This window comes from Clostridioides sp. ZZV15-6597, assembly GCF_020657815.1.
Taxonomy (GTDB): domain Bacteria; phylum Bacillota; class Clostridia; order Peptostreptococcales; family Peptostreptococcaceae; genus Clostridioides.
This window is the reverse complement of sequence record NZ_JAGWCT010000029.1, coordinates 1-26,377: the sequence shown is the minus strand read 5'-3', so window position 1 is coordinate 26,377 and position 26,377 is coordinate 1. Positions and strand designations below refer to the sequence as shown.

Annotated in this window: 16 protein-coding genes and 10 tRNA genes; 1 reads left to right on the top strand and 25 read right to left on the bottom strand. The window is 29.9% G+C overall.

The window, feature by feature from the left end; all coding sequences use genetic code 11:
- Positions 1–14: 14 nt before the first annotated feature.
- Entirely contained in the window at positions 15–977 is a 963-nt protein-coding gene (locus tag KGF52_RS08775; protein WP_227830184.1) for a thiamine pyrophosphate-dependent dehydrogenase E1 component subunit alpha, read from the bottom strand.
- Between the two features lie 37 nt (positions 978–1,014).
- Positions 1,015–1,968, bottom strand: coding sequence for a sugar-binding transcriptional regulator (locus KGF52_RS08770; protein ID WP_227830185.1), 954 nt, complete (start codon positions 1,966–1,968; stop codon positions 1,015–1,017).
- 414 nt (positions 1,969–2,382) lie between these two features.
- On the opposite strand from KGF52_RS08770, the gene KGF52_RS08765 reads away from it, so the two are divergent.
- A complete protein-coding gene (locus KGF52_RS08765) occupies positions 2,383–3,213 on the top strand; it encodes a MerR family transcriptional regulator (RefSeq protein ID WP_227839840.1) in 831 nt (276 codons plus the stop codon).
- Here KGF52_RS08765 and KGF52_RS08760 read toward each other — a convergent pair.
- The 23 genes from KGF52_RS08760 to KGF52_RS08650 form a co-directional block, all read right to left on the bottom strand.
- Positions 3,196–4,407: an MFS transporter gene (locus KGF52_RS08760; RefSeq protein WP_227839839.1), complete on the bottom strand. Its 1,212-nt coding sequence runs from the start codon at positions 4,405–4,407 to the stop codon at positions 3,196–3,198. The two genes, KGF52_RS08765 and KGF52_RS08760, sit on opposite strands and share 18 nt — an antisense overlap.
- A gap of 12 nt (positions 4,408–4,419) precedes the next feature.
- Positions 4,420–7,848: an excinuclease ABC subunit UvrA gene (uvrA, locus tag KGF52_RS08755; protein ID WP_227839838.1), complete on the bottom strand. Its 3,429-nt coding sequence runs from the start codon at positions 7,846–7,848 to the stop codon at positions 4,420–4,422.
- A gap of 227 nt (positions 7,849–8,075) precedes the next feature.
- On the bottom strand, positions 8,076–10,253 hold the full coding sequence (locus KGF52_RS08750) for a hypothetical protein (RefSeq protein WP_227830189.1): 2,178 nt from the start codon (positions 10,251–10,253) through the stop codon (positions 8,076–8,078).
- A 128-nt stretch (positions 10,254–10,381) separates the two neighbouring features.
- Positions 10,382–11,476 carry a PIN/TRAM domain-containing protein gene (locus KGF52_RS08745; protein WP_227830190.1) on the bottom strand — a complete coding sequence of 365 codons (1,095 nt, stop codon included), beginning with the start codon at positions 11,474–11,476 and terminating at the stop codon, positions 10,382–10,384.
- An 88-nt stretch (positions 11,477–11,564) separates the two neighbouring features.
- The gene (disA, locus tag KGF52_RS08740) at positions 11,565–12,635 is read right to left on the bottom strand and encodes a DNA integrity scanning diadenylate cyclase DisA (RefSeq protein WP_227437106.1); all 1,071 of its coding nucleotides are present in this window, start codon (positions 12,633–12,635) and stop codon (positions 11,565–11,567) included.
- Between the two features lie 2 nt (positions 12,636–12,637).
- Positions 12,638–14,011: a DNA repair protein RadA gene (radA, locus tag KGF52_RS08735; protein ID WP_227830191.1), complete on the bottom strand. Its 1,374-nt coding sequence runs from the start codon at positions 14,009–14,011 to the stop codon at positions 12,638–12,640.
- Positions 14,012–14,190: 179 nt separating this feature from the next.
- Positions 14,191–16,638, bottom strand: coding sequence for an ATP-dependent Clp protease ATP-binding subunit (locus tag KGF52_RS08730; protein ID WP_227839837.1), 2,448 nt, complete (start codon positions 16,636–16,638; stop codon positions 14,191–14,193).
- Complete coding sequence (locus KGF52_RS08725; protein WP_227839836.1) at positions 16,625–17,650, bottom strand: protein arginine kinase; 1,026 nt, start codon at positions 17,648–17,650, stop codon at positions 16,625–16,627. Before KGF52_RS08725 ends, KGF52_RS08730 begins: the two co-directional genes overlap by 14 nt.
- A 15-nt stretch (positions 17,651–17,665) precedes the next feature.
- Positions 17,666–18,160, bottom strand: a complete 495-nt coding sequence (locus KGF52_RS08720; protein WP_227437113.1) for a UvrB/UvrC motif-containing protein — start codon at positions 18,158–18,160, stop codon at positions 17,666–17,668.
- 6 nt (positions 18,161–18,166) lie between these two features.
- Positions 18,167–18,631 (bottom strand): CtsR family transcriptional regulator, encoded by a 465-nt coding sequence (locus KGF52_RS08715; protein ID WP_227437114.1) that lies wholly within the window; start codon positions 18,629–18,631, stop codon positions 18,167–18,169.
- 504 nt (positions 18,632–19,135) lie between these two features.
- Positions 19,136–21,064: an elongation factor G gene (locus KGF52_RS08710; protein WP_227830196.1), complete on the bottom strand. Its 1,929-nt coding sequence runs from the start codon at positions 21,062–21,064 to the stop codon at positions 19,136–19,138.
- 239 nt (positions 21,065–21,303) lie between these two features.
- Positions 21,304–24,735: a pyruvate carboxylase gene (locus KGF52_RS08705; RefSeq protein WP_227839835.1), complete on the bottom strand. Its 3,432-nt coding sequence runs from the start codon at positions 24,733–24,735 to the stop codon at positions 21,304–21,306.
- 303 nt (positions 24,736–25,038) lie between these two features.
- The gene (locus KGF52_RS08700) at positions 25,039–25,452 is read right to left on the bottom strand and encodes a hypothetical protein (protein WP_227830198.1); all 414 of its coding nucleotides are present in this window, start codon (positions 25,450–25,452) and stop codon (positions 25,039–25,041) included.
- 74 nt (positions 25,453–25,526) lie between these two features.
- Positions 25,527–25,602 (bottom strand) — tRNA-Val (locus KGF52_RS08695).
- A 12-nt stretch (positions 25,603–25,614) separates the two neighbouring features.
- Positions 25,615–25,691 (bottom strand) — tRNA-Arg (locus KGF52_RS08690).
- A 7-nt stretch (positions 25,692–25,698) separates the two neighbouring features.
- A tRNA-Cys gene (locus tag KGF52_RS08685) sits at positions 25,699–25,772 on the bottom strand.
- A 7-nt stretch (positions 25,773–25,779) separates the two neighbouring features.
- Positions 25,780–25,855: transfer RNA gene (locus KGF52_RS08680), tRNA-Lys, on the bottom strand.
- 8 nt (positions 25,856–25,863) lie between these two features.
- Positions 25,864–25,940: transfer RNA gene (locus KGF52_RS08675), tRNA-His, on the bottom strand.
- A 20-nt stretch (positions 25,941–25,960) separates the two neighbouring features.
- Positions 25,961–26,037 (bottom strand) — tRNA-Ile (locus tag KGF52_RS08670).
- 11 nt (positions 26,038–26,048) lie between these two features.
- Positions 26,049–26,125 (bottom strand) — tRNA-Met (locus KGF52_RS08665).
- A gap of 6 nt (positions 26,126–26,131) precedes the next feature.
- Positions 26,132–26,207 (bottom strand) — tRNA-Phe (locus tag KGF52_RS08660).
- 3 nt (positions 26,208–26,210) lie between these two features.
- Positions 26,211–26,299 (bottom strand) — tRNA-Ser (locus tag KGF52_RS08655).
- 2 nt (positions 26,300–26,301) lie between these two features.
- Positions 26,302–26,377: transfer RNA gene (locus KGF52_RS08650), tRNA-Lys, on the bottom strand.

Below are 26,377 nucleotides of genomic sequence, written 5' to 3'. Positions count from 1 at the left end.
CTCCTTTACTATTTTTAGTCTGCATATACATCCTCTAATAAAGATTCTATTTTTGGATTTGGGCTATTTTGAGCAAATTCTACTGCATCTTCTATTGATTGTTTTGCAAAATCTTCAATTGTATCTAATTCATTTTCATTTGCCATATTATTTTCTATAAGATAATTTCTTAAAAATTTTATAGGGTCTTTTGACTTCCATGATTCTATCTCTTCTTTTGTTCTATATACATTTGCATCTGATTTCGAATGACCTAACCATCTATAAGTTCTACTTTCAATTAGTACAGGCCCTTCTCCTCTTCTACATTTTTCAGCAGCTTTTTGTACTGTTTCATATACTTCTATTGGATTATATCCATCTATAGATATACCTTCTATACCATAAGATGCTGCTCTTGTAGCAACACTATCTATATTCATATGACGTTTTATACTTGTTGACATACCATATAGGTTGTTTTCACAATAAAATATTATTGGTAATTTCCATATTGATGACAAGTTTATTCCTTCATGAAATGTACCTTCATTTGATGCACCATCACCAAAACTACATAAAACTATTTTTCCTGTCTTTTTATATTGTTGTGTAAGTGCAGCTCCAGGAGCTATAGTAAGACCTCCACCTACGACTCCATTTGCTCCTAAGTTGCCTGACTCAATATCTGCTATGTGCATTGAGCCTCCTTTTCCTTTACAAAACCCAGTCTCTTTCCCCATAAGTTCAGCCATCATTTTATTTAAATCTATTCCCATTCCTATAAATTGGCTATGACCTCTATGAGTTAATGAAACCAAATCTCCTTTTTCTAATGCCATTACTGCGGCTACACTTGAAGCTTCTTGACCTACTGATAAATGAGTTGTTCCATGTACCATACCTCTTGCAAAAAACCAACTAACTTTCTCTTCAAACTTTCTAGCTTGATTCATTCTCTTATACATTTCAAGCAATGTTTCTTTTGATACTGTCATATAAATTCCCTCCTATTAATTTTTATCTATCTTTTTATTAGTCACAATCTTCTAATAATTCAAGTGCTAAACTGTGATTAATTGCTAAGCTATTTATAAATTTGGCTTTTAATGATGCTTTTATTGCTTCTATTTTTTCATCTCCTGAAGCAACACCTATTGTTCTTTTTATCTTTTTCAAATCATTTAGTTTTACTCCTAATACTCTTTGATTAAATTCAAGTATTGAAGTTTTTCCTTCCTTATCAAAAGCTTGCAAACAAATTGCACCTATTGAGTTATACTTTTTTAAATCGTCTATATCTTCTTCATGCATGTATCCTGAAGCCATTATCGTTGAGTTTAAACTCATAGGGTTTCCTATACCTACAATTGCAATAGTTGTTTTATCTATTAAATCTAGTACCTCTTTAATTTTTTCATCTTTACAAAGTTTTTCTTTTGTAGATAAATCAGACATCACAGCAGGAGCATGTAATAACTTAAAATCTCCTCCAAAAGCTCTTGCTAAGCTTACAGCTATTTGATTTGCATGTATGTCTATTTCATTATCTCCGATTCCACCTAGTAAAGGTATAAATGTAACATTTTTGCAGTTATTTTTTTCTACATATCTAGGAATTTCTTTTAGAGTTGTTCCTATGGAAACCCCAATTATATCATTTTCTTTTACTACTCTAGTAAGATATTCAGACACAGCTCTTGCCAGTTCTTGTTTTTGTGTTAATGAATCTTGTTTATCATCTACTACTATTACTTCTTTCAATTTATATTTTCTTTCTAAACTTCTCTCTATTTTTTGATAGTCATTTTTTAAAACATCAACTATTTGTATTTTTACTATTCCTTGCTCAAAAGCTTCTTTTAGTATTCTTGATATTGTTGGTCTTGATATTCCCAATTGATTTGCTATTTCTTGTTGATTCAAATTATCTTCATAATAAAGTGAACAACATTTCATCATTAATCTTAAATCTCCAATTTTTTTCATTTCCCTTCCTCCAAAATCAAGATTTTTTAATTATTTTTACATTTGTTCAATGATTTTACTTAATTTCAATAACATTATAGAAGTGGTATATATAAAAAGTCAACTGTTTTTTTTGTATAACAAAAAATATACTGTTTTAAAATAAAATAGAGATTCTCCTATATAAAAAGGTAAATCCTGATATACAAGATTCACCTTTGTGTAAGAATATTTTATTAGTAGTAAGAATGTACATGGATATGTCCTATTTTGTAAGTTATATTGACTTTATTTGAAGAATTAGTTTTTAATATAAATCTATATCATAACTCATTTTTTATAAACATTAATAAAATTATTTTTTATTTCTTATTTATATTAAATCTTGAAGTATCAAAATTAATCTTATATACTAAATTTATGGAGGTGAAACAAATGAAAATAGGTGATTTTTCAAAATTAACAAAAGTTTCAGTACGAATGTTGAGGTATTATGATAAGAAAGGAATTTTAAAACCCGAATACATTGACTCCTCTACAGGTCACCGATTATATTCAACTAATCAAGTCCCTTTGCTTCAAAAAATTATAATGTTAAGGGACTTAAATTTTAGTATCGTAGAAATAAAAGATATAGTTGACCATTGGAATCAGCAGTATCTTTTAGATAAAATGTCAAAGAAATTAAATGCAACCTATGAATACATAGAAGAAGAAAAACTTCGTGCCAACAAACTAAAAGAAGCAATTGAGCATATTCAAAAAAATGAAATTGAAAAACATTACAATATATCTTTAAAAAGAGTAGAAGCAATTCCTATCATTTCATTAAGAAGAAAGATGAACAGCCCTTTCGAAGAAGAACTCCTTTGGAAAGAGCTAACTGAATTTGTCATACAGAATAATATTACTATTGACCAAACTAGATACAACAATATAGCTATTTATCATGATATTGAACACGCAGATGATAGAGTTGACATTGAAGTTGCTTTCATTGTAAAGAAACTTGGAACTTCTTCTGGTAGTATTTGTTTTAGAATGTTGGAATCTGTTGACGTTATGGCTTCAATGATGGTTTATGGACCTTATTCTAATCTTGAGGTTGCTTATTCATCATTTGTGCAATGGTTAATTGAACATAATGAATATTCAATCGGTAATTACTCACGCCAAATTACCATTGTTGATTATAGACATACAGATAATCCACAAGAATACTTAACCGAAATTCAAATTCCTCTAGTTTTAATCGATTCTATCTGATTTGTTGGATAGAATTGTTTCCTTTTTTATTAGTATGCTTCCACCTAAAAATGCCAGAAATAATCCAGGTATGATAAAGGCACTGCTCAAATTTATAGAACTTAATGGTCCAAATATAAACATCCCACATGGTGTAGCCAAAGTTCCCAATAAGTCTACATAGGAGAAAACACGTCCCATATATTCTAATTGTGTTTCTTTCTGGATAATTGTAATGAGTGGAGTATAATAGAGAGGGCTTCCTATACCCATAACAAACATACTCACCAGAAATAGGTGCACTTGTTTACTAATTACTACTAAAATCATCATCAAGCCAAATAGAAAGGCAGAACAACCAATTAGCTTAAAATGGGAAATTTTAATCTTTTTATAACCCATTACTAGACTTGATACCAGTGCCCCTACTGAAAAAGAAATTTCGATTACACTTAATATCCACACTTTTTCTCCCAAATTATTTGAAGCTAGAAGAGGAGTTAGTTGAGAAGCAGGAACTACTAGAAATTGAAAAACTGTGTATAGTATTAATATACTTTTCAATGTTTTTGAGCGAGACAGATATTGAAATCCTTTTTTCATTTCTCTGATACTATTTTCTGCTACCTTTTGCTCTGTTTCCTGTATTGAAATGGTTGACAATAAGCTAACACCAATAAGTGCAGTCACAACATCAATAAGAAAAACTTCTCCCAATGGCAACATGGTTAGTGCCAATCCTCCTAAACCAGGGGAGATAAGTTGTATTACACTCCAAATAGTTGTTGAATAGCTATTTGCTCGCAATAATTCATCTTCTGGAATAAATAGAGGAAGGATACTTTTTGAGGCAGGTAATTGAATTCCAGTCCCCAAAGATCTGAAAGTATTAAAAATGTAAATCCATAAAATAGACTGATAACCTAAAAAGTATAAAATTGCTAAGCAGAGTGTAGCTCCTGCAATAAAAATATCAGACAAAATGATAATCTTTTTCATGGAAAAGCGGTCTGCAATTACTCCTCCCGCTAACATAATGAGTGCTTGTGGGAGAAATGTAGTTATTGTAATTCCTGCAATACTAATTCCTGAGTTTGTTTGAAGAGTGACATGCCACATCATTGCTAAAGATACAATAGACGAGCCTAACATTGAGATTGTTTGACTAAGCATGTAAGCAGTCAATTTCATTTGCCAACTTTTTTCTTTTCTCATGTATTTCTCCTCCTATAAGAATCTTCCAGTTATGCTATCATGGTTATTTTTTATATCATTAGGTGTTCCAAAAGCAATGATTTCTCCCCCTTGAGCACCACTATTAGGACCTACATCAATTATCCAATCAGATGCATTCATAATTTCAGTATTATGTTCAATAACTAACAAAGAGTGTTGTTCTTCTACTAATTTTTTAAATGTAATTAGTAAATTTTCAATATCTTGAAAATGAAGACCTGTAGTAGGTTCATCTAGGATATATAGCATTCGCTTTTTCGTTTTTGCTCCCAATTCTTTCGCTAACTTCATTCTTTGAGATTCTCCACCACTCAAACCTAAAGTACTTTGTCCTAATTTTAAATAACCTAGCCCAACCTCTTCTAATATAGATAATTTTCTAAATAATTCAGAATTGTCATTAAAAAACTCTTTTGCTTCTCGTACTTCCATGGAAAGAATATCTACAATAGATTTTTCTTTGTATAAAATTGATAAAATTTCCTTTTTATATCGTTTCCCGCCACATTCAGAACAAGTTGCCCAACTATCAGCCATATATTGTAGAGTAATTTTTGTTTTTCCTAATCCTTGACAATTAGGACATTGACCGTTTTTGCTATTAAAGCTAAAACAACTATCATCAAATAATCTCATCTTGGCCTCTGGTGTTTGAGCAAATATATAGCGAATATCATCAAAAATATTGATATAAGTAGCTGGAGTAGATCGATTTGATTTTCCTATAGGTGTTTGGTCCATCGTTATGAAACCATCAATATGCTCTGTTCCAGTTAGTTCATCATATTTTTTGTTACGATTAATTTTCTGATTTATTTGTTCTTCTAAAGCTGGTATTAAGCTATGAAAAATAAGCGAGCTTTTTCCAGAACCACTCACACCTGTAATACAACACATACAGTTCAATGGAATTTCTACATCAATATTTTTTAAATTATGGGCATTACATCCTTTTAAGCTTAACCATTTTTTAGGTACTTGTTTAGTTAGTGTTCCTTTTTTCTCTGTTATTTGAAGATACTTCCCAGTAATAGAGTTTGGATTTTCTATAATTTGTTGAACGGTTCCTTTCGCAATTATTTTTCCCCCATTTATACCTGCACCAGGCCCTACATCAATAATATAATCTGCCTGTAGCATGGTATCCTTGTCATGTTCTACGACAATAACAGTGTTACCCTTATCTCTGAGTTCTTTCATCATCTTAATCATTAAATGGTGATCTCTAGGATGTAATCCAATAGAAGGTTCATCTAAAATATAAGTTAATCCAATTAATTCACTACCTAATTGGCTAGATAAACGGACACGTTGTAATTCTCCGCCTGATAATGTTGGTGCCGTTCTGTCAGTAGTCAAATAGTGTAGCCCAACTTTTAGTAAATAATTAACTCGAATTTCTAGTTCCATTAGTATATCTTGTACAACCTTTATTTCATTTTGTTGAAGGTAGTTTGGTAATTCAGATAACCAATCCCATAATTGTTCTATTGTCAGTTTAGTTAATTCAGGAAACCTATAACCTTGAATGGTAGTAAACCTTGCTTCTGTGCTAAGTAGTTCACTATTACATGTATGACATGGTACTTCCTCCATGTATTGTTGTGAAGCATTATTATTTGCACTAGATTCTCTAAAAAGTCGCTGAATATGATTAATTGCTCCAGAAGCAGGTCTTTTGATTTTTGCTAATCTACCTTTTGATTCATAGCTAAATTCATATATTTTATTTCCAGTACCATATAAAATAGCATCAATAAATTCCTTAGGAAGTAAGTTCCAAGGTGTAGATAAGTCAATATTTTGATGTTCTGCAATTGCAAATAATTCGCCTACCATCCAGTTTCCTGTTAGCTTTTTACCTCTTAATTTTCCCCAATAATAAGTAGCTCCATCTAATATGGAAATATTAGGATTTTTTACGATTAATTGAGGGTTAACTTCATAAATAATACCTAAACCGTTACACGTATGGCATGCTCCTGTATGGGAATTAGCATTGAATGTTGAAGTATTTATTTTCGAAAAAAGAGTTTCACAATGTGGACAATAATTTTTTGTTTTATTCTTTTTCTTTAAGGGTACTTTACAGTATGGGCAATAGCTTCTCCCAATTGAAACAAATAGCATTCGTAAATAATCCCAAATACCAGTAAGAGTTCCTACTGTAGAACGTGGATTTTTACTTCCTTTTTTCTGTTCAATAGAAATTGTAGGTGTTAACCCTTGAAGCAAATCAAACTCAGGCTTTTGAATTTGTTCTTGTAACTTTGCAGCATTGCTTAGATTCTCAAAATAACGTCTTTTTCCTTCTTCATAAATTGTATCAAAAGCTAAGGATGATTTTCCACTGCCACTTACTCCCGTAATTACTGTAAACTTATTTTTGGGAATACTCACTTCTATATCCTTTAAATTATTTTGTCTCCCTCCTTTTAAATAAATTGTATCTTTGTTAGAAGAAGGTATGTATTTACTAGGTATTTTCGAAGTCTTAATAAGTTCAAATTTTTTCTCCAATTCTTTAGGATTGCTAAATTGTTTTGATTCTAAAATACCTAATAGTTTAAGTTGAGAAAAAATAGATGTAATGTATTCTTCTGGTAATTTAGAAATCAGCTTATTTATGTTATTTATCTTCATATCTTTATCAGATATTATTTCGGCGATTTCATCTAATAAATTTTTTTCTTCTATAGTTAGTTGACTATATTTTTTTGTACTCAATTCTGTCCATAAATCCCAAGGAAGTAACTCTAATCCAATGAGATTATTAAAATCATATAAAAGATTTCCTTTTACTGAGTGCCATCCTTTCCAGTTTTTGTTGTATCCAAAATCATACTGATGAGCAGTACCTTGTCGGCAATTTATCCAAGCTTCTGCTCCTGTTAAAAATCCATTTTCTTTACCAATATCATGAGTATCAAAATCAAGTTGAAAATGTTTCTTTTGAATCTCATCAATCTGAGCATCAATTTTTATCCATCTGTTTTGGATTTTATTATAATATTCAACAACCCAATGATCCTCGTAAGGAATCTCACTTTGAAAGTAGCTGGCAAACCCAGCTCTCATTCTGGCTTCGTAACCCTGATACCTAAGAAAAGAAACAAAGAGTAAAGAATAATCTCTACACATACCTACTAATCGTTGCTTTGGTTCTCTAGGTATAGTTATCGACTGAGAATTTATCTTCATAATCTTCCCTAGCATTTGTGAAACTGTACGTAGTAATTCTTCTTCTGATTGTTGCTTACTAAACGATACACCATATAGATTTCCATGTTCTCTATGAATAATTAAATTCTGAACAATCTCTAATAGTTCAGTAGGAGTAGTAGGAAGGTTCTTATACTCTTTTTCAAATTTTGTAGGATTAGTAATTATACTTTGATTTGTATAGTTTAATATTTTCATCATCATTCACCTCTCTAAATAGAGGTTACAACATGACACTGTGTCAATAGCAAGGGGTATTTTTTTCTTTATTTTTTATTAACAAATATATAATATATTGTATTTACATAAAAAAGAGTGTCTCATCTATAATCTTAAAAAATTATTTTGAGACACTCTCTTTAATTGTATTATATAAAAATCAATTTAAATTAATATTTTAACCTTTATATAGCGATATCTATAATTTATTCTTTTAATGCTGTCATATTTATACTTAATATAATCATAGGTACAATTACATATATAAAAGCTGTAGCTGATGAAACTATACCAGAATCATTTACTAAAAGAGTGACAAAACATCCTACTACGGATGCTATAAACCCTTTAAATACAATTGGATATTCATTAATTAATTGTTTGAAATATCTAATTTGAGTAAGCATAAGTACTAAAATTACTCCTATTCCAGCTAATAATATATTTACCCATGCACTGGTTTGAGCTAATTTTAAATTCATTTCTATCTTTCTACTAAATGTTTGTATTATTTCTCCTGGACCATTAAAGTAAATGTCTTTTACAAACATACCTAAATGTGAGTTGCTTCCTGAAACTATATCTATTGTTACAAAAACTCCTAAAACAAGTAGTACTGCTATGCCTAACAATATAACTTTTTTAAAATCTATCTTTACATCATATATCAATAATATAAATAGTAAAAATGCTACACATTCAGAAATAGCACTTCCTACATTTGCTCCCATAATTGGAGATGCACTAGTAATTAAAATGGCTAAAGAAAAGACTATTACAGACCATTTTGGTATCTTTTTATATGTCAATAAAATTGCAAATGTAAAAATTGCACTCCCTATTGCCACACCTTGATATTCATTTCCTACACCATAATATCTAGCTCCAATTATACAATCATAGCTCATTACATTACTTTTCATTAGATATGCACCAAGTGCAGAATCTATAACCATAATCAATATAGTTAATCCTGTAAAGAACAGAATATTTTTTAGGTCATTTTTTATTAAAACTTTACTTATTAAATATATAGTAAGTGTTATTATAATTATGCCTAAGGAAATTGCTACTGGTGTTTTAAAGTTCATTATTGGGGTTATCATAAATGACAGAGGCATTACTATTCCTATTTTTAAAAGTTCTTTTAGTATAAAGTATGTTGTTTCTTTGTGTTTTTTTGATATATGTTTTCTAAATAAAATTGCAATCATCGCAACTATCCACGACAAAAAAACTACATTTACAAAACCATTTAATATCACAGACCTTATACTTGAAATAGATACTATCTTTTGATATTCATCCATTAAATATTCTTTATTATCATCTCTATTGATAAGTTCATACTTTCTTCCAACCATATTTGGATTTTTTAAATCAAAACTATCTAGTATGTCTACTCCTACATCTAAATTAGTTACAATACCTTCTCTTCTAGTAGTTGAAGATGACAACAATCCTTTTCCATTCCCACTTAACTTTATTATTGGAGAAAGTCTTCTTTTATTTTTATAATCTAAATCACTTGGAAATGCACTGGCTATGTAAACAGTATCATTTTCTCCAACCATAGAAAATATATTTTTTAAATATTCATCTATATTTTTTTCTATCTTGTCTTTCATGTTTTTATATGTATTTTCATTCAAGTTTGGTTTATATAAATCTAATCTATATGTATCTCCAAGTTCTACAAAAACTACATCACTGTTTTTATAAGCTTCTTTAGTTTCAGCAACAAGCTTAGTATAATCAGTTGATATTCCATAAGGCATAGATAAATCTTTTTTATTGATATTATCTACATTTCCATAAGGAATTCTACCATACTCATCCATAGCTGTTAGGCATAAATTTCTATTTTTTACAAGTTGACCACCTTCAACTATATCTGCATTTCCTAATATGGACGTTTTCAGTTCATTTTCAGATAAACTTTGACCTAATGAACCCAATGTAGAGCCATATTCTCCAAAGTTTAGATTCTCATTTATTGACATATTTATAGTCAAATCATTTATACCTTTTGCTTTCTTACCTGTAACTGATTCAAAAACTATATTTCTATCTTTGCTTGAGCTTTCAAAATTAATATCTTCTTCATTAGCTACATTGGCTCTTCCACCAGCACCCATACTGGCATATGACCTTCTATCATCACTACCTTTATCGCCTCTTATGTTCATCAAGCCAATATACCCTCTATTTTCTAGCTCTTCTCTCAATGATTTTATTCTTAACATATTGTTCATACTAGTTCTATTCATATCTATAAATATTACTTTTCCATGCGTTGGTATATCATCTGCAAAGCTATACTGACTCATCGATATTAATATTATGATAAATGTTGCTAAGAAAGATATAATCTTTTTTCTCATAAATTCTCCCTGCTTTCTGATTTAAATCCTCACACTTAAGAATACATTAAACATTATCGTTATAAATAAATAAATTTGGACCATCTATTTACAATAAACAGCCCAAATTTTAGGTTTATTTGAATATATCAATTTTTAGGTTTTGCAAATATCATTCTACCAGCAGGAGTTTGAAGAACAGAAGTTACTAAAACTTTTATAGTCTCATTCATATGTTTTCTTCCTCCATCAACAACTATCATAGTTCCATCATCTAGATATGCAACACCCTGTTGAGCTTCTTTTCCTTCTTTAACCACTTGAACAACCATATCTTCACCTGGTATTGCAACTGGTTTTATAGCATTAGCCAACTCATTTATATTTAATACTTCAACACCTTGAAATTGAGCAACTTTATTTAAGTTATAATCATTAGTAACAACTTTTCCATTTAATACTTGGGCAAGCTTTAATAATTTACTATCAACTTCTGCTATATCATCAAAGTCCCTTTCACTTATTTCAACCTCTATATTTAATTCTTTCTGAATTATATTTAATATATCCAGACCTCTTCTACCTCTTACTCTTTTTAAATCATCTGAAGAATCTGCAATATGTCTTAGTTCTTCCAAAACAAAAGCAGGGATAATAAGTTTTCCTTCTACAAATCCTGTTTTGCAAATATCAGCTATCCTTCCATCAATTATTACACTTGTATCTAATACTTTTGGAGGTATCGCCTTTACTTCTTTTTTATTATCTTTGTCTTTATCCTTATCTTTAATAGGATTTGCTAATCTTCCTAATTTTCCAATATTAAATAAATCATTTTTACTTTTAAGCGCAACTTTCATTCCAAGATATCCTAGGAATAAATATAATAGTAAAGATAGTATTCCACCTACTATTGGTATTCTGTTTACTAATCCACTCAATAAATATGCAATTACGAATCCTACTATAAGACCCATAGACCCTAATAATATATCCGTTTGAGGATATTTTGATAACTCTTTATCCACAACTTTAGCAATTTCTTTTGTTCTATTTACAACCCACGGCTCTATAAGATATCCTAAAATAGCTATTACTATACCTGCTACTACAGCTGCTATATAACCATACGTTTCTTTTCCAAATGTTAATATTTCAAAATCTCTCATCAATGTTAAATAGGTCGTTATACCTATCGTAAATCCAAGTAAAATAAACAATATCCTTGTTACTTTCCTTATCAATGCTTCACCCCCTAGTTATACTTATCTATTATAGACCAAAGTGTATATTATATTCAAGAAAAAAGTAGTAAAATTCACTTAAAATTCATTATATGTGTCTATCTAATAATACTAATTGTTTCATTTTTATAAGTCCATTTTTTATATATGTTGCTCTTATTTCGCCTATTCCTTCAACTTCATCTAACTCTTCAATAGATGCATCTAATATTTCTTGGAAGTTTTCAAAATAATTTACTAAGTTTTCTATTATTGCTGTTGGTAGTCTATGTATTTTGCTAAGAATTCTATAGCCTCTTGTTTTTATAGGCATATCCATACTTTCTGAAAATCCACTATACCCTAATAGTTTTGCCATATTAAATAATTCTATTAGTTCTTCTGAATTTAAATTTTTAACTTTTTTCATAAGTTCTTTTATTTCAGTATTTTCTTTGTTATAATCTTTGAATATTAATTTCTGATCTATTCTAGTTGTACCCATTAATTCCTCTAATTGCATGCTTACTAAAGTTCCTTCATCCCCCAATTCTATTACATATTTTTCAATTATACTTGTAACTCTCATTACCATTTCCATTTTCTGCATGACTAGCGCTACATCATAAATAGTTACCAAATCATTAAACTCTAGAGCATTTAAATTAGTTATAGCTTGGTCTAATACTGTTTTATATTTTTCTAAAGTTTGTATTGCTTGATTTGCCTTAGTAAATATCTTAGATATATCTTCGACCACATACTTCTCATTTCCTCTATAAACTGTTATAACATTTCTTCTTTGTGAAATTCCTATGACTATAGCACCAGTTTGTTTTGCTACTCTTTCTGCCGTCCTATGTCTAGTTCCAGTCTCTGACGTTTCTATAAAGTAATCTGGTATAAGTTGTGCATTAGCAAATAATATTTTCTTTACATCACCACTTAAAACTATCGCTCCATCCATTTTGGCTAATTCATATAGATATGATGGTGAATACTCTGCATTTATAGCAAATCCTCCATCTACTATTTTCATTACATCTTCATTTGTCGCAATTACAATTAAACCACCAGTCTTAGCTCTTAGTACATTGTTTAGACCTAATCTAAGAGGGGTTCCAGGAGATATCATTTTTAATGCATACAGCATATTTTTATTATCCAAAAAATTCTCCATATTTATTGATTCCTCCCAAGTACTATATTTATAGCTTGTCTTAAGTTATCTACTGGCCATATTTCTATACCCTTAGTATCTTTTACAACCTCATAATTACTTCTAGGAACTACTATCTTTTTAAATCCAAGTTTTTTGCACTCAGCAATTCTTTTTTCTATAAAACTTACTGATCTAACTTCTCCTGTAAGCCCTACCTCTCCTGTAACAGCTATATCTTCATCTATAGGTATATTTCTAAAACTAGATGCTACAGAAATAGCTATTCCTAAGTCAATCGAAGGTTCATTTATCTTTATACCTCCAACTATATTTATATATACATCTTGATTTTGTATTTGCAGACCAACACGTTTTTCTAAGACTGCTAATAACATACCAACTCTATTATAATCTACTCCTGTAGATGTTCTTCTTGCTATACCAAAACTTGTCGGCGAAACTAATGCTTGTAATTCAAGTAACATTGGTCTTGTACCTTCTACAGTAGATATTATAACTGAGCCTGCTACATCTTTTGGTTTTTCAGATATCAAAATCTTAGACGGGTTATCAAGCTCTACTAATCCCAAGTCCCTCATTTCAAATACCCCAAGTTCATTTGTTGAACCAAATCTATTTTTAACAGCCCTTACTAATCTATATGTATTATATCTTTCACCTTCAAAATATAAAACAGTATCAACCATATGCTCTAATAATTTTGGCCCTGCTAGTGAACCTTCTTTGGTTACATGACCAACTATGAATGTTGAAATTCCCATTTTTTTAGAAATCTTCATGAATTTTGAAGTACCTTCTTTAATTTGACTGACAGTTCCTGGTGCTGAAGATATTTCTGGACTAAAGACAGTTTGAATTGAGTCTAGAATTATTAATTCTGGATTTACACTTTCTAAATAAGATTCAATTATACTTAAATTATTTTCGGCAAATATATATAAATTTTCTGAATTAATACCTAATCTTTTTGCTCTCATTTTTATCTGTGATTCTGATTCTTCTCCAGTTATATATAAAACAGTCTTTCCTAACTTAGCTACATTACTAGAAACTTGAATTAAAAGTGTGGATTTACCTATACCAGGGTCTCCACCAACAAGTACTAGAGAACCTTTAACTATACCTCCCCCAAGTACTCTATCTAATTCTTTTATATCTGTTGTAAACCTTTCTTCTTCTTTGCTCTCTATTGAAGTTATACTAACTGGTTTAGATGAAGATTTATCTATTATAAAGACCTCTTTTTTTGTGCTTTTTTGATCTACTTCTTCTACAAATGTATTCCATTTTGTACACTCTGGACATTTTCCAAGCCACTTAGCTGTTTCATATCCACAGGATTGACATACATATTTAGTTTTTATTTTTGCCATATTTTAATCATCCTTAATTTATTATTCTATACTATAATTTTAGCATATGTGAAAGAGAATAGGTAAAGATTAAATAAAATAATTAAGGACAATGAATTATTATAGATTCATTGCCCTTAAAATTTTCTTTAAACTATAAAACTTATATCTATAAGATTTTAAAATGCAACTCTATTGAATTATTTAGTTTCAAAAACTATTTTTTCATCTTTAACTTTTGCTATTATATTACTTCCTTTTTTTACATCACCTTTTAAAATCGCTTCAGATAACTCATCTTCTAGTTCTTTTTGTAAGGCTCTTTTAAGAGGTCTTGCTCCATATTCCAAATCAAACCCAGATTTAGAAATTAAATTTATAGCTTCATCACTCATTTCTAGTTTTATATCCATATCTTTTAGTCTTTCTTGTAATTTGTCTACCATTAAAATTACTATTTTAGATATGTGTTCTGCATTTAATGAATGGAAAACTATTATATCATCTATTCTATTTAAAAACTCTGGTCTAAATCTTTGCTTTAATTCACCCATTATGTTTTCTTTCATTTTTTCATATTGAGACTTTTCTTCTTCGTCTCCTTTAGCTATACTAAACCCTAAAGTTTTTTGTCTACCAATTGTAGATGCACCAACATTTGATGTCATTATAACAATAGTATTCTTAAAGTCAACAGTTCTTCCTTTTGAATCTGTTAATCTACCATCATCTAGAATTTGTAATAGAATATTAAACACATCTGGATGAGCTTTTTCTATCTCATCAAATAAAATAACTGAATATGGGTTTCTTCTTACTTTTTCAGTTAATTGACCTCCTTCATCATGACCTATATAACCAGGAGGTGAACCTATCATTCTTGATACAGCATGTTTTTCCATATATTCAGACATATCAATTCTTATTATTTGATTTTCATCTCCAAATTGCACTTCTGCTAATGCCTTAGATAATTCTGTTTTTCCTACTCCTGTAGGCCCTAAAAATAAAAATGAACCAATTGGTCTATTAGGATCCTTAAGACCCGCTCTTGACCTTCTTATTGCCTTGGAAATAGATTTTACTGCTTGTTCTTGGCCTATAACTCTATTGTGTAAGATTTCTTCAAGTTTTAAAAGTCTATCAGCTTCTTCCTCAAGAATTTTATTAACAGGTATTCCTGTCCATAAACCTACTACTTCAGCAATGACTTCTCCATCAACTAAATCAGAATGTTTAGATGATTTATTCCATCTTTCTCTAACATCTTCTAATTGTTTTTTAAGTATGCCTTGCTCATCTCTTATTTTTGCTGCTTTCTCGAAATCTTGGCATCTTACTGCCTCTTCTTTTTCTTTATCTATATTTTCTATTTCTAATTCTAATTTTTTTATTTCGGCTGGAGGAGTATTTTCCTTTAGCCTAACTTTTGATGCTGCTTCATCAATCAAATCTATCGCTTTATCTGGTAGATATCTATCTGATATATATCTAGTTGATAATTCTACAGCTGTTTTTATAGCATCATCAGTTATTTTGACTTTGTGATGAGCTTCATATTTATCTCTCAATCCTTCTAATATTTTTATTGAATCTTCTTTACTTGGTTCATCCACCATAACTGGTTGGAATCTTCTTTCTAGTGCAGAGTCTTTTTCAACATGCTTTCTATACTCATCTATTGTTGTTGCACCTATAACTTGTATTTCGCCTCTAGCTAACGCAGGTTTTAATATATTTGACGCATCTATAGAGCCTTCTCCTGTAGACCCAGCTCCTATTATGGTATGCATCTCGTCTATAAATAAAATTATATTTCCGTTTTTAACAACTTCATCTACAACTTCTTTAATTCTTTCTTCAAATTCTCCTCTGTACTTAGCACCAGCTAATAAAGAACCCATCTCTAAAGAATACAGCGTTTTACTTTTTAGTGTTTCTGGAACATTACCTAATGCTATGTTTGTTGCTAGACCTTCAGCTATAGCTGTTTTACCTACTCCTGGGTCTCCTATTAGCACAGGATTGTTTTTAGTTCTTCTACTTAATATTTGTATAACTCTTTGTATTTCTTTTTCTCTTCCTATAACAGGGTCTATTTTATTTTGTTTTGCATATAGTGTAAGATTTCTTCCATATTTATCGAGAATCTTAGATTCTGTTTGATTTTGGTTGCCCGTGTAACTATTTTCTGATTTATATTGATTATTATCACTTATACCCATCATATCAATTGTTAATTGGGCTAGAGTTCTGTCATTTACACCTGCATAGTTCAAAACTTTATTGGCTATTCCTTCACCTTCTTGAATAATAGCTAATAATATATGCTCAGTTCCTATATAATTTGTTTTTAATTTATTTGCAAACATTCCTGATAGTTCCAATATTTGTTTACTTCTTGGGCTTAATACTATATCCTCTGGGATTCCTTCACCCTTACCTTCCATATCAATTATTTTGCCTTCTAAATAAACCTCTGTAAATCCAACCTTACTTAGAACTTTGGCAGCTATTCCTTCTTCTTCTTTTAAAAGACCTAAAAGTACATGCTCGCTTCCAACAATATTATGTCCTAAGTTTTTAGCAGACTCAAACGCTAAATCAATTGCTTTTTTAGCTCTTTGTGTAAATCTATTGAAGTTCATAATTTATCCCTCCTCTTAATTTTTCCAAAGTTTCTCTAATGTATGTTGCTCTATTTATATCTCTATTCTCAACATCATCACTCTTATACATTATTGACTGATGTGCTGGTTGTATACCTATCATAAGTTGTTCTATAGCTTTTAAATCTAATTTTTTTATATAGTTCATTTCTATTCCCATTTTTATATTTGATAGATGGCTCATTGCCTCTGAACTACTCATTACCCTTGAATTTTCAAGTGTTCCTATTGACCTAAATATTTTATCTTCTAATTTTATACCCAATTTTTTTTGTAATATTTCTCTGGCTTTCACTTCTTTTGAAATTGCATCCTTTGTAAGTCCACTTACATTCTCTATAATATTAGACTCTGTTCTTCCAAGTGTAAGCTGATTAGATATTTGGTATATATTTCCCAATGCTTCTGTTCGCTCTCCATATATACCTCTTATTGCTATACCTATTTGTGATGAAATCTTATAAAGTTCATCCATATATCCTAATTGACTTAATGCAGGCAAGTGCATCATCACAGAAGCTCTCATTCCAGTTCCTGTGTTAGTTGGGCAAGATGTTAGATAACCCAACTTTGTACTAAATGCATATTCTAAATTTGATTCTAATAAATCATCTATCTCATTTGCTATGTTATAAGCATTTTCTAAATTTAAATCATCACATATAGTTTGTATTCTTATATGGTCTTCTTCATTTATCATTATACTTACAGTTTTATCTTTTTTTACTATAACAGCACTTTTATCATTTTCTGCTAAGTCTGGACTTATCATATGCTCTTCAACCATAAGCATCTTTTTAGATTGGTCTAAATCTTCAATCTTATAGAAATCAAACTCTTCTTTATGTTCTAAACTAGAATTCATAAATGCATCTTTTACCTTTTCTATTATTTCCATAGCACACTCTTTATCTAATCTATTTGGAAAAGGATAATTATTCAAGTTCCTAGCTAGCCTAACTCTTGATTTCATGACTATATTCTCTTTCATAATATCACTCCAATCTTAGTCAATAGAGCCTTTTAAATACTTAATCTTATCTCTAAATTGAGCAGCTAATTCATACTCTTCATTTTTTATAGCTCTATCTAAATCTTCTTTTAATTCTCTAATCTCATTTTCTACACTTATTTTATAAAATGATTTTTTAGGAGCCTTACCTATATGTTCTATATGGCCATGTATATTTTGAAGCATTGGATTTACTTGACTGCTAAATGCATTGTAACATTCACTGCATCCAAATCTTCCATTATTCTTAAATTCACTATATGTCATATTACATTTTTGGCAAACTAACTTTTCTTCAAGCTCTTTTTTAGGTTGAAATCCTAAGTTAGAAAATATATCCATCATTGAAAAAGGCATATCTAAATTAAAATTCATCTCTGTATTCTCTTTAGCACATTCACTACACAAATACATTTCAGTCTTTTCTCCATTGACTATTTTATTGTAATATACAGATGCTTTATTCTTATTACATTTTTGACATAGCATAAATTATCACTCCTCTATACTAAATACTCCTATTATTATATTCTTTAAAACATTAGACCTTACCTTCTCTTTTAATTCATATACTGGCATACATAATGACTTATCATCTATTGCATATAATATTAGTTTTAATTCTCTTTCACTAATTAAGTCTGATTCTCTCAAACTTTCTACCAACTCTTTTGCCTTCTTATAGGATATTTGGCTTCCTATTCTTTCATTCAATATTTCTCTAATATGTCCATCTTTACTTCTTCGTATTTTTTCTATCTGAACATATCCTCCGCCACCTTTTTTACTTTCTATATAATAACCTTTATCTATGGTAAACCTTGTCGTTAAAACATAATTTATTTGTGATGGTGCACAACTAAACAAGTTTGCTAGTTCATTTCTTTGAATCTGTATACTATTATCTTCTTCCATCAAATCTTTAATAAATTTTTCAATTATATCTGTCATAGTTGCCATTTATATCACCACACACCTTTTAATTTTTGACTTTCTTTGACTACTATTTTACACCTATTATTTAAATTTTTAAAGCCCTAAATTGTGTAAATTTATTTTTTTCATAATAATTTAAATGTAAGTGTCCATCTTTTGTTAAATATGAGCTTCTACTTCTTACATTTACAACAATTAAGTTTTAAAATTCTTGGTTATTAATTGATTTTTAATGTATCTATACCTTGTATTTGTAAATATACCTTCATATCATTATTATTAAACATTTCTAAAAATAATAATATAAAAAGATACTTTCTTTTATTAAAACAGTTTAAGAAAGTATCTTTTATTCTTCACATTTTTTATTACTTTAATTTGATTTTTTCTTGTTTTTTATAAAAACACATAAAAACTAGATATACACTTATTTAAAATAAGCATATACCTAGCTTTAATTACAAAATTATTTTTATATAATATTATATAATAGATGGATATTAATTATTTAATATTATATCTTCTTTATTATTTTGCAGTAACTAATCCAATTATTTTTTCTGCAAATTGTGATGGAACTTCTCCATATCTTTCTAATTCCATTTCAAAGTATCCTCTACCTTGTGTCATTGCTCTTAAATCTATTGCATATTTAAATGTCTCTGCTTGTGGAGCCTCTGCAAATATTATTTGTTTTCCTTTATTATCTGGCTCCATACCAAATATTTTACCTCTCCTCTTGTTTATATCTCCCATAACATCTCCCATATATTCTTCTGGAACAGTTATCTTAAGTTTCATAATAGGCTCTAATAATATTGGATGAGCTTCCTCCATACCTTTTTTAAACGCTGCACTTGCTGCCATCTTAAAAGCCATTTCAGAAGAATCTACATCATGATATGAACCATCATAAAGTGTAGCCTTTATATTTGTAACAGGGAAACCAGCCAATACCCCTTTTTGCATAGAATCTTTTAAACCTTTTTCTACTGCTGGTATATATTGTTTTGGTACAGAACCACCAAATATTTCTTCTGCAAATTCAAAATCAGATTCACATCTTTCAAATCTTATCTTTACATCTCCATATTGACCATGGCCACCTGATTGTTTCTTATGTTTCCCTTGTACATCAGCTGTTTCCTTTATAGTTTCTCTATAAGGAACTTTAAGGTCATTTAATTCAACATCTACCCCAAACTTATCTTTCATTTTATTTTTAATTGTTTTTATGTGAAGTTCCCCTTGTCCTCCTAAAAGAGCTTGCTTTGTCTCTGTATTTCTATACCAATGTAATGTAGGGTCTTCCTCTACAAGTTTGTTTAATACAGCAGCTACCTTTTCTTCATCACCCTTATTTTTAGGATTGACAGCATAATATATTTGTGGTTTTGGGAAATCTATCTTATCTAAAGCTTCTGCATCTTTATCTACAGATATAGTATCTCCTGTTTTTAGAGAATTAACTTTAGTTACAACTACCACATCACCAGCCTTAGCTTTTTCTATTTCAACTAACTCACTATTTCTCAATGTATATATGTTAGCTATTTTTTCTTTTATGTTTTTGTTTATATTAAAAATTTCTTTATCTTTAGAAATTGTACCTTGAGTAATTTTTATATATGACATTTTTCCTACGAATGGGTCGACCATAGTTTTAAATACTAATCCTTTAAATGGCTTACTCTCTTCTGTAAATATAGGTTCTATATAATTTGATATTGTATCTAATATTTCTTTTGTCCCTATGTTATTTATAGTTGAACCACATATTACAGGTATAATATCTCCTCTTTGTATACCTATAACAATACCTTTTTGGATTTCTTCTGTAGTTAACTCTTCTCCATTAAAATACTTATCTAATATTTGGTCATCTGTTTCTGCTATAAGTTCCATTAAAGCTTCTTTTACACTCATAGCTTGTTCTTTAAATTCACCTTCTAAATCATCTATATTTTCAAATACATTATGTAACTTGACAAAGTTTTTATCTTTGTATATAGGACTTATCATTGGAACTATCTTATTATTGTATTTTTCTCTTAACATTGCTATTGCATCTTTATATCTTGCTTTTTCATTATCTATTTTATTTATAAACATTATCTTAGGAATACTCTCAGTTAGTTCTAATGATTTCTCTGTACCAACTTGAATAGGTGCTGTTGCATCTATTACTATTATTGCTGCATCACTTGCTCTAAGAGATGATACAACGTCTCCGCTAAAGTCAAAATATCCTGGTGTATCCAATAAGTTAAACTTATAGTCATTATATTCTATAGGTATTAATCCCATACTATAAGTCATATTTACCTTGTCAGTTAATTTAGGTATCTTATTAGTGTTTGCTGTGTAAGCTATAGTTTCGATTAGATTTGTTTTACCACATCCGCTATGTCCTAATACCGCTACATTTCTCAACATATTACTATCATAAACTTTCATATAAGCACCCACCTTTTAAATTTATGTATTTTCTCTTAGCTGTTATTTCCTAAGAAATAGTCTAGAAAATGTTTATTATTTTTAGAATTTTTAGATAACATTTTCCTTACTAGCTTTATTTCTACATAGGGATATAATTTTCCTCTTTTTTTTAACAAATATTTAATTTAAATAAATAAAAACACTCTAAATATTTAATAAAAATATTTTAGAGTGTTTTATAAGTTATTTTAATTCAATTATTTCATTATCATTAATAATTGTTTATCTTCAACCATATCATCTTCTTTTACTTTAATTGATTTAATTACTCCATCAGTCTTAGCAACTATTATAGTTTCCATTTTCATTGCTTCTATAACTATTAATGGTTGATTTGCTTTTACTTCATCTTCTTCTTTAACCATTATCTTTATAACTTTTCCTGGTATACTTGCTCCGATTTGAAGTGGATCATTCATATCAGCTTTCTCAACATTAGTAACTTTTCCAGAGAAGTTTCTATCTTTTATTTCCACTTCTCTAACCATTCCATTTAATTCAAAACCTATAGTTCTAAATCCATCTTCTTTAACTTCGCCAACTTCAACTAATCTTATCGTTAATACTTTACCTTCTTCTATTTCTACTTCACATTCTTCATTTTTATTTAATCCATAGAAGAATACATCACTTTCAAGTTTAGATATATCATTATAATGTTGTAAATGTTTAATATAGTCTTCATAAACTTTTGGATATAAAGCATAACTTATAACATTTCTTATATTTGCATTTATATCATATTTTTCATTTAGATATTTTGCTATCTCATCAAAATCTTCTGCTGGTAATAGTGAACCTGGTCTTACTGTAATAGCTTCTTCACCTTTTAAAACTATTTCTTGTAAATCTTTTGGTACACCACCTTCTGGTTGACCAATCATACCTTTACAGTAGTCTACAACAGAATCTGGGAATGATAAGTTTTTACCTTCTTCTATTATATTATCTTTATCTAATTTATTTTTAGTCATAAAGATAGCTAAATCTCCTACAACTTTTGAAGATGGTGTTACTTTTATTATATCTCCTACAACTTCATTAGCTTCTTTATATTTTTCTTTAACTTCATCAAATCTATTAACTAATCCTAAACTATCAGCTTGAGGTTTTAAGTTTGTATATTGACCTCCTGGTATTTCAAAATTATATATTTCTGCACAAGAGTTAGTTAAGTCACTTTCAAATTTGTTATAAACTTTTCTTAAATCCTTATAGTATTTTCCTAACTCATCATATCCAAATAAATCTATACCTGTATCTCTTTCTGTATTTTTAAGAGCTTCTACTATTGCATTAAGCGATGGTTGACTTGTAAGCCCTGCCATAGATTCTAATGCAGCGTCAATTATATCTACACCAGCTTCTGATGCCATCAAACAAGTTGCCACACCATTTCCACTTGTATCATGAGTGTGTAAATGTATTGGTGCTTTTACATTTTTCTTTAGTTCTTTGACTAATGTGTAAGCAGAGTATGGTTTAAGAAGTCCTGACATATCTTTTATTGCTATTATATCTGCTCCTAAACTTTCTAACTCTTTTGCCATCTTAATATAATATTCTAAGTCATATTTAGTTTTAGTCTTATCTAATATATCACCTGTATAACACATAGTTGCTTCAACTATTTTTCCAGTTTCTAGAGCTGTATTAATAGATGGTTTCATATTTTCAACCCAGTTTAATGAGTCGAATATTCTAAATACATCTATTCCTTGTTTAGCAGACTCTTTTGTAAATTCTTCTATTACATTATCTGGATAGTTTTTATATCCAACTCCATTTGATGCTCTAAGCAACATTTGGAACATTATACTTGGTATTTCTTCTCTTAGTTTTTGTAATCTACGCCAAGGTGACTCTTTTAAGAATCTATATGCAACATCATAAGTAGCTCCACCCCACATTTCAAGTGAGAATAAATCTTTTTGATATTTTTCTGTTGGTTTAGCAGCTTTTAGTAAGTCATATGTTCTTAATCTTGTTGCCAATAATGATTGATGTGCATCTCTCATTGTTGTATCTGTTAATAATAGTTTTTTATCATTTTTTATTTTTTCTATATATGCAGATTTACCTAACTTATCAAAAAGTATCTTACTTCCTTCTGCCTTTGAACCATCTTTATTCATTCTTGGTTCATGTAACGCATCAAATAATGGTTTTTCTTGACAAGCGTTATCATTTACAATTACATCACCTATAAATTGAAGTAATTTTGTTCCTCTATCTTTACTTTCTGTTATTTCAAATAAATCTGGATTTTCATCTATAAATTTAGTACTACATTTACCATTTGAGAATATAGGATTATTTAAAACATTAACTAAAAATCCTACGTTAGTCTTAACACCTCTAACTCTAAGCTCTTTTATAGATCTTATAGTTTTATTTATTGCACCTTGGAATGTTCTATCCCAAGATATTGTCTTAACCAATAAACTATCATAGTGAGGACTTATGTTTGCTCCTGTAAATCCATTTCCACCATCTAGTCTTATACCAAATCCTGAACCAGTTCTATAAACTTGAATTTTACCTGTGTCTGGCATAAATCTATTTTTAGGGTCTTCTGTAGTTATTCTACATTGGATAGAATATCCTCTTATTTCAACATCATCTTGTGATTTTATATTTATTTCTTCACTATCTAAACTGTATCCTTGAGCTATTAATATTTGACTTTGAACTATATCTATTCCTGTAACCATTTCTGTTACAGTATGCTCAACTTGTACTCTTGTATTCATTTCTATAAAATAATGACCACCATTTGCATCTACTAAGAATTCTAGTGTCCCTGCATTAGAATATCCTACATATTTTGATAACTTGACTGCATCATCACATATTTCTTTTCTTACTTTTTCATCTAATGAAAATGCTGGTGCATATTCTATTATCTTTTGATGTCTTCTTTGAACAGAACAATCTCTTTCGTATAAATGAACTATATTTCCATAGTTATCCCCTAATATTTGAACTTCTATATGCTTTGGATCAGCTATATATTTTTCTATGAATATAATATCTTCACCAAAAGCTTTTCTTGATTCACTACAAGCAGTTTCATATTCAAGCTCTAAATCTTTTTCATGATGTACGATTCTCATACCTCTACCGCCACCACCATTAGATGCTTTTATCATAACAGGATAACCTATTTTGTTTGCAACTTCTTTTGCTTCTTCAGTACTTCTTATTGCTTTTTCCACTCCTGGTATAGTTTGAACATTAACTTCTTTTGCAATTTTTTTAGAGTTTATCTTATCCCCCATCATATTCATTACTTTAGATGATGGGCCTATAAAAGTAATTCCATTTTCTTCACATTTGCGAGCAAATTCTGCATTTTCTGCTAGAAAACCATATCCTGGATGTATAGCGTCAACTTTTTTTCTCTTTGCTAAGTCTATTATTCCATCCATATCTAGGTATGCATCTATTGGACCTTTGCCTTCCCCTATTAAATACGATTCATCTGCTTTTGTTCTAAATAATCCATATTTATCTTCTTTACTATATATACCAACACTTTTTATCCCCAATTCTGAACAGGCTCTAAATATTCTTATAGCTATTTCGCCTCTATTAGCTACTAGTATTTTATTAAACTTTTTAAGCATACTCTATTCTTCTCCTTTATTGTTTGTGTAATATTAAAGATTATAGACTAAAATACTTTATTTTTGAAGATGTTTAAGCAAGTTCCTTAATTAATAAGATAAATTTATAAATATATATAACTTTTAGACTGTCTAAACTCAATTTACCTCACTAAAATTAAGGGATTTTTTATGGAATTTCAGACAAACTTGTGTGAAAATTTCTACAATTGATATTATTTTATACTATTTTTTTCTCTGTTTACATAATTATTTTCATCTTTACGTAATATTTCACATACTTTTCTCAATATAGTTCATATCTTAATCTATCTGTCTTAACAAACGTTTTATTACATCAGAAAGTTTTAGATGACCTAAATCTGCATATGCTATAACTAGTATTATTTTTACTACTCCTTCTACCTCATCTAATTTATATGCTCTAGCATTTATTATTGTGTACTTTGGCATAAGTTCTTCTAAATCTAGTGCAAGTTCATCAGATAAAGTCATATACTCATCAAACTTTTCCTCATCAGATAAAGTCATATACTCATCTTGTTCACTTATAATAGTATCTAAGTAATCCAAATTTATACTTAATTGATAAGCTATTACATCCTCTCTTTTTGTACTTTTACTTAAATCCTTTTCAACTTTGAATTTACTATTTTTATCTATGATTATTTTAAGTTCTTCACTATCAACTATTTCATTTCCTATAATTATATACAAATTTTTTACCTCCTAAATATAAATCTTTTTTAATCAAAAATAAAACCTCTAGTAAAATTACTAGAGGTTTGCACTGGTGGGATTAACAGGGCTCGAACCTGTGACCCCCTGCTTGTAAGGCAGGTGCTCTCCCAGCTGAGCTATAATCCCTCGATGTTTATATGGTGCGCCCAAAGGGACTCGAACCCCTAACCTTCTGATTCGTAGTCAGACACTCTATCCAGTTGAGCTATGAGCGCATTTTATTGGAGGCGACACCCAGATTCGAACTGGGGATCAAGGAGTTGCAGTCCACTGCCTTACCACTTGGCTATGTCGCCACCTTTTTGGTGATCTATCCGCGACTCGAACGCGGGACACCCTGATTAAAAGTCAGGTGCTCTACCGACTGAGCTAATAGACCATATTAGTTGGGGTGGATAATGAGAGTCGAACTCACGACCTCCAGAGCCACAATCTGGCGCTCTAACCAACTGAGCTATACCCACCATAGATCTTTAATTTAATGTGGTGGGCCATCAGGGACTCGAACCCCAGACCTACCGGTTATGAGCCGGGCGCTCTAACCAACTGAGCTAATGGCCCACATTAAATTTTGGTAGCGGTAATAGGAGTCGAACCTATGACCTTTCGGGTATGAACCGAACGCTCTAGCCAACTAAGCTATACCGCCATATTCTGGTGCCCAGAGGCGGAATCGAACCACCGACACGGGGATTTTCAGTCCCCTGCTCTACCGACTGAGCTATCTGGGCATTTGGCGGAGAGGGTGGGATTCGAACCCACGGCCCCTTTCGAAGTCACTGGTTTTCAAGACCAGCTCCTTAAACCACTCGGACACCTCTCCATTGGTGATCTATCCGCGACTCGAACGCGGGACACCCTGATTAAAAGTCAGGTGCTCTACCGACTGAGCTAATAGACC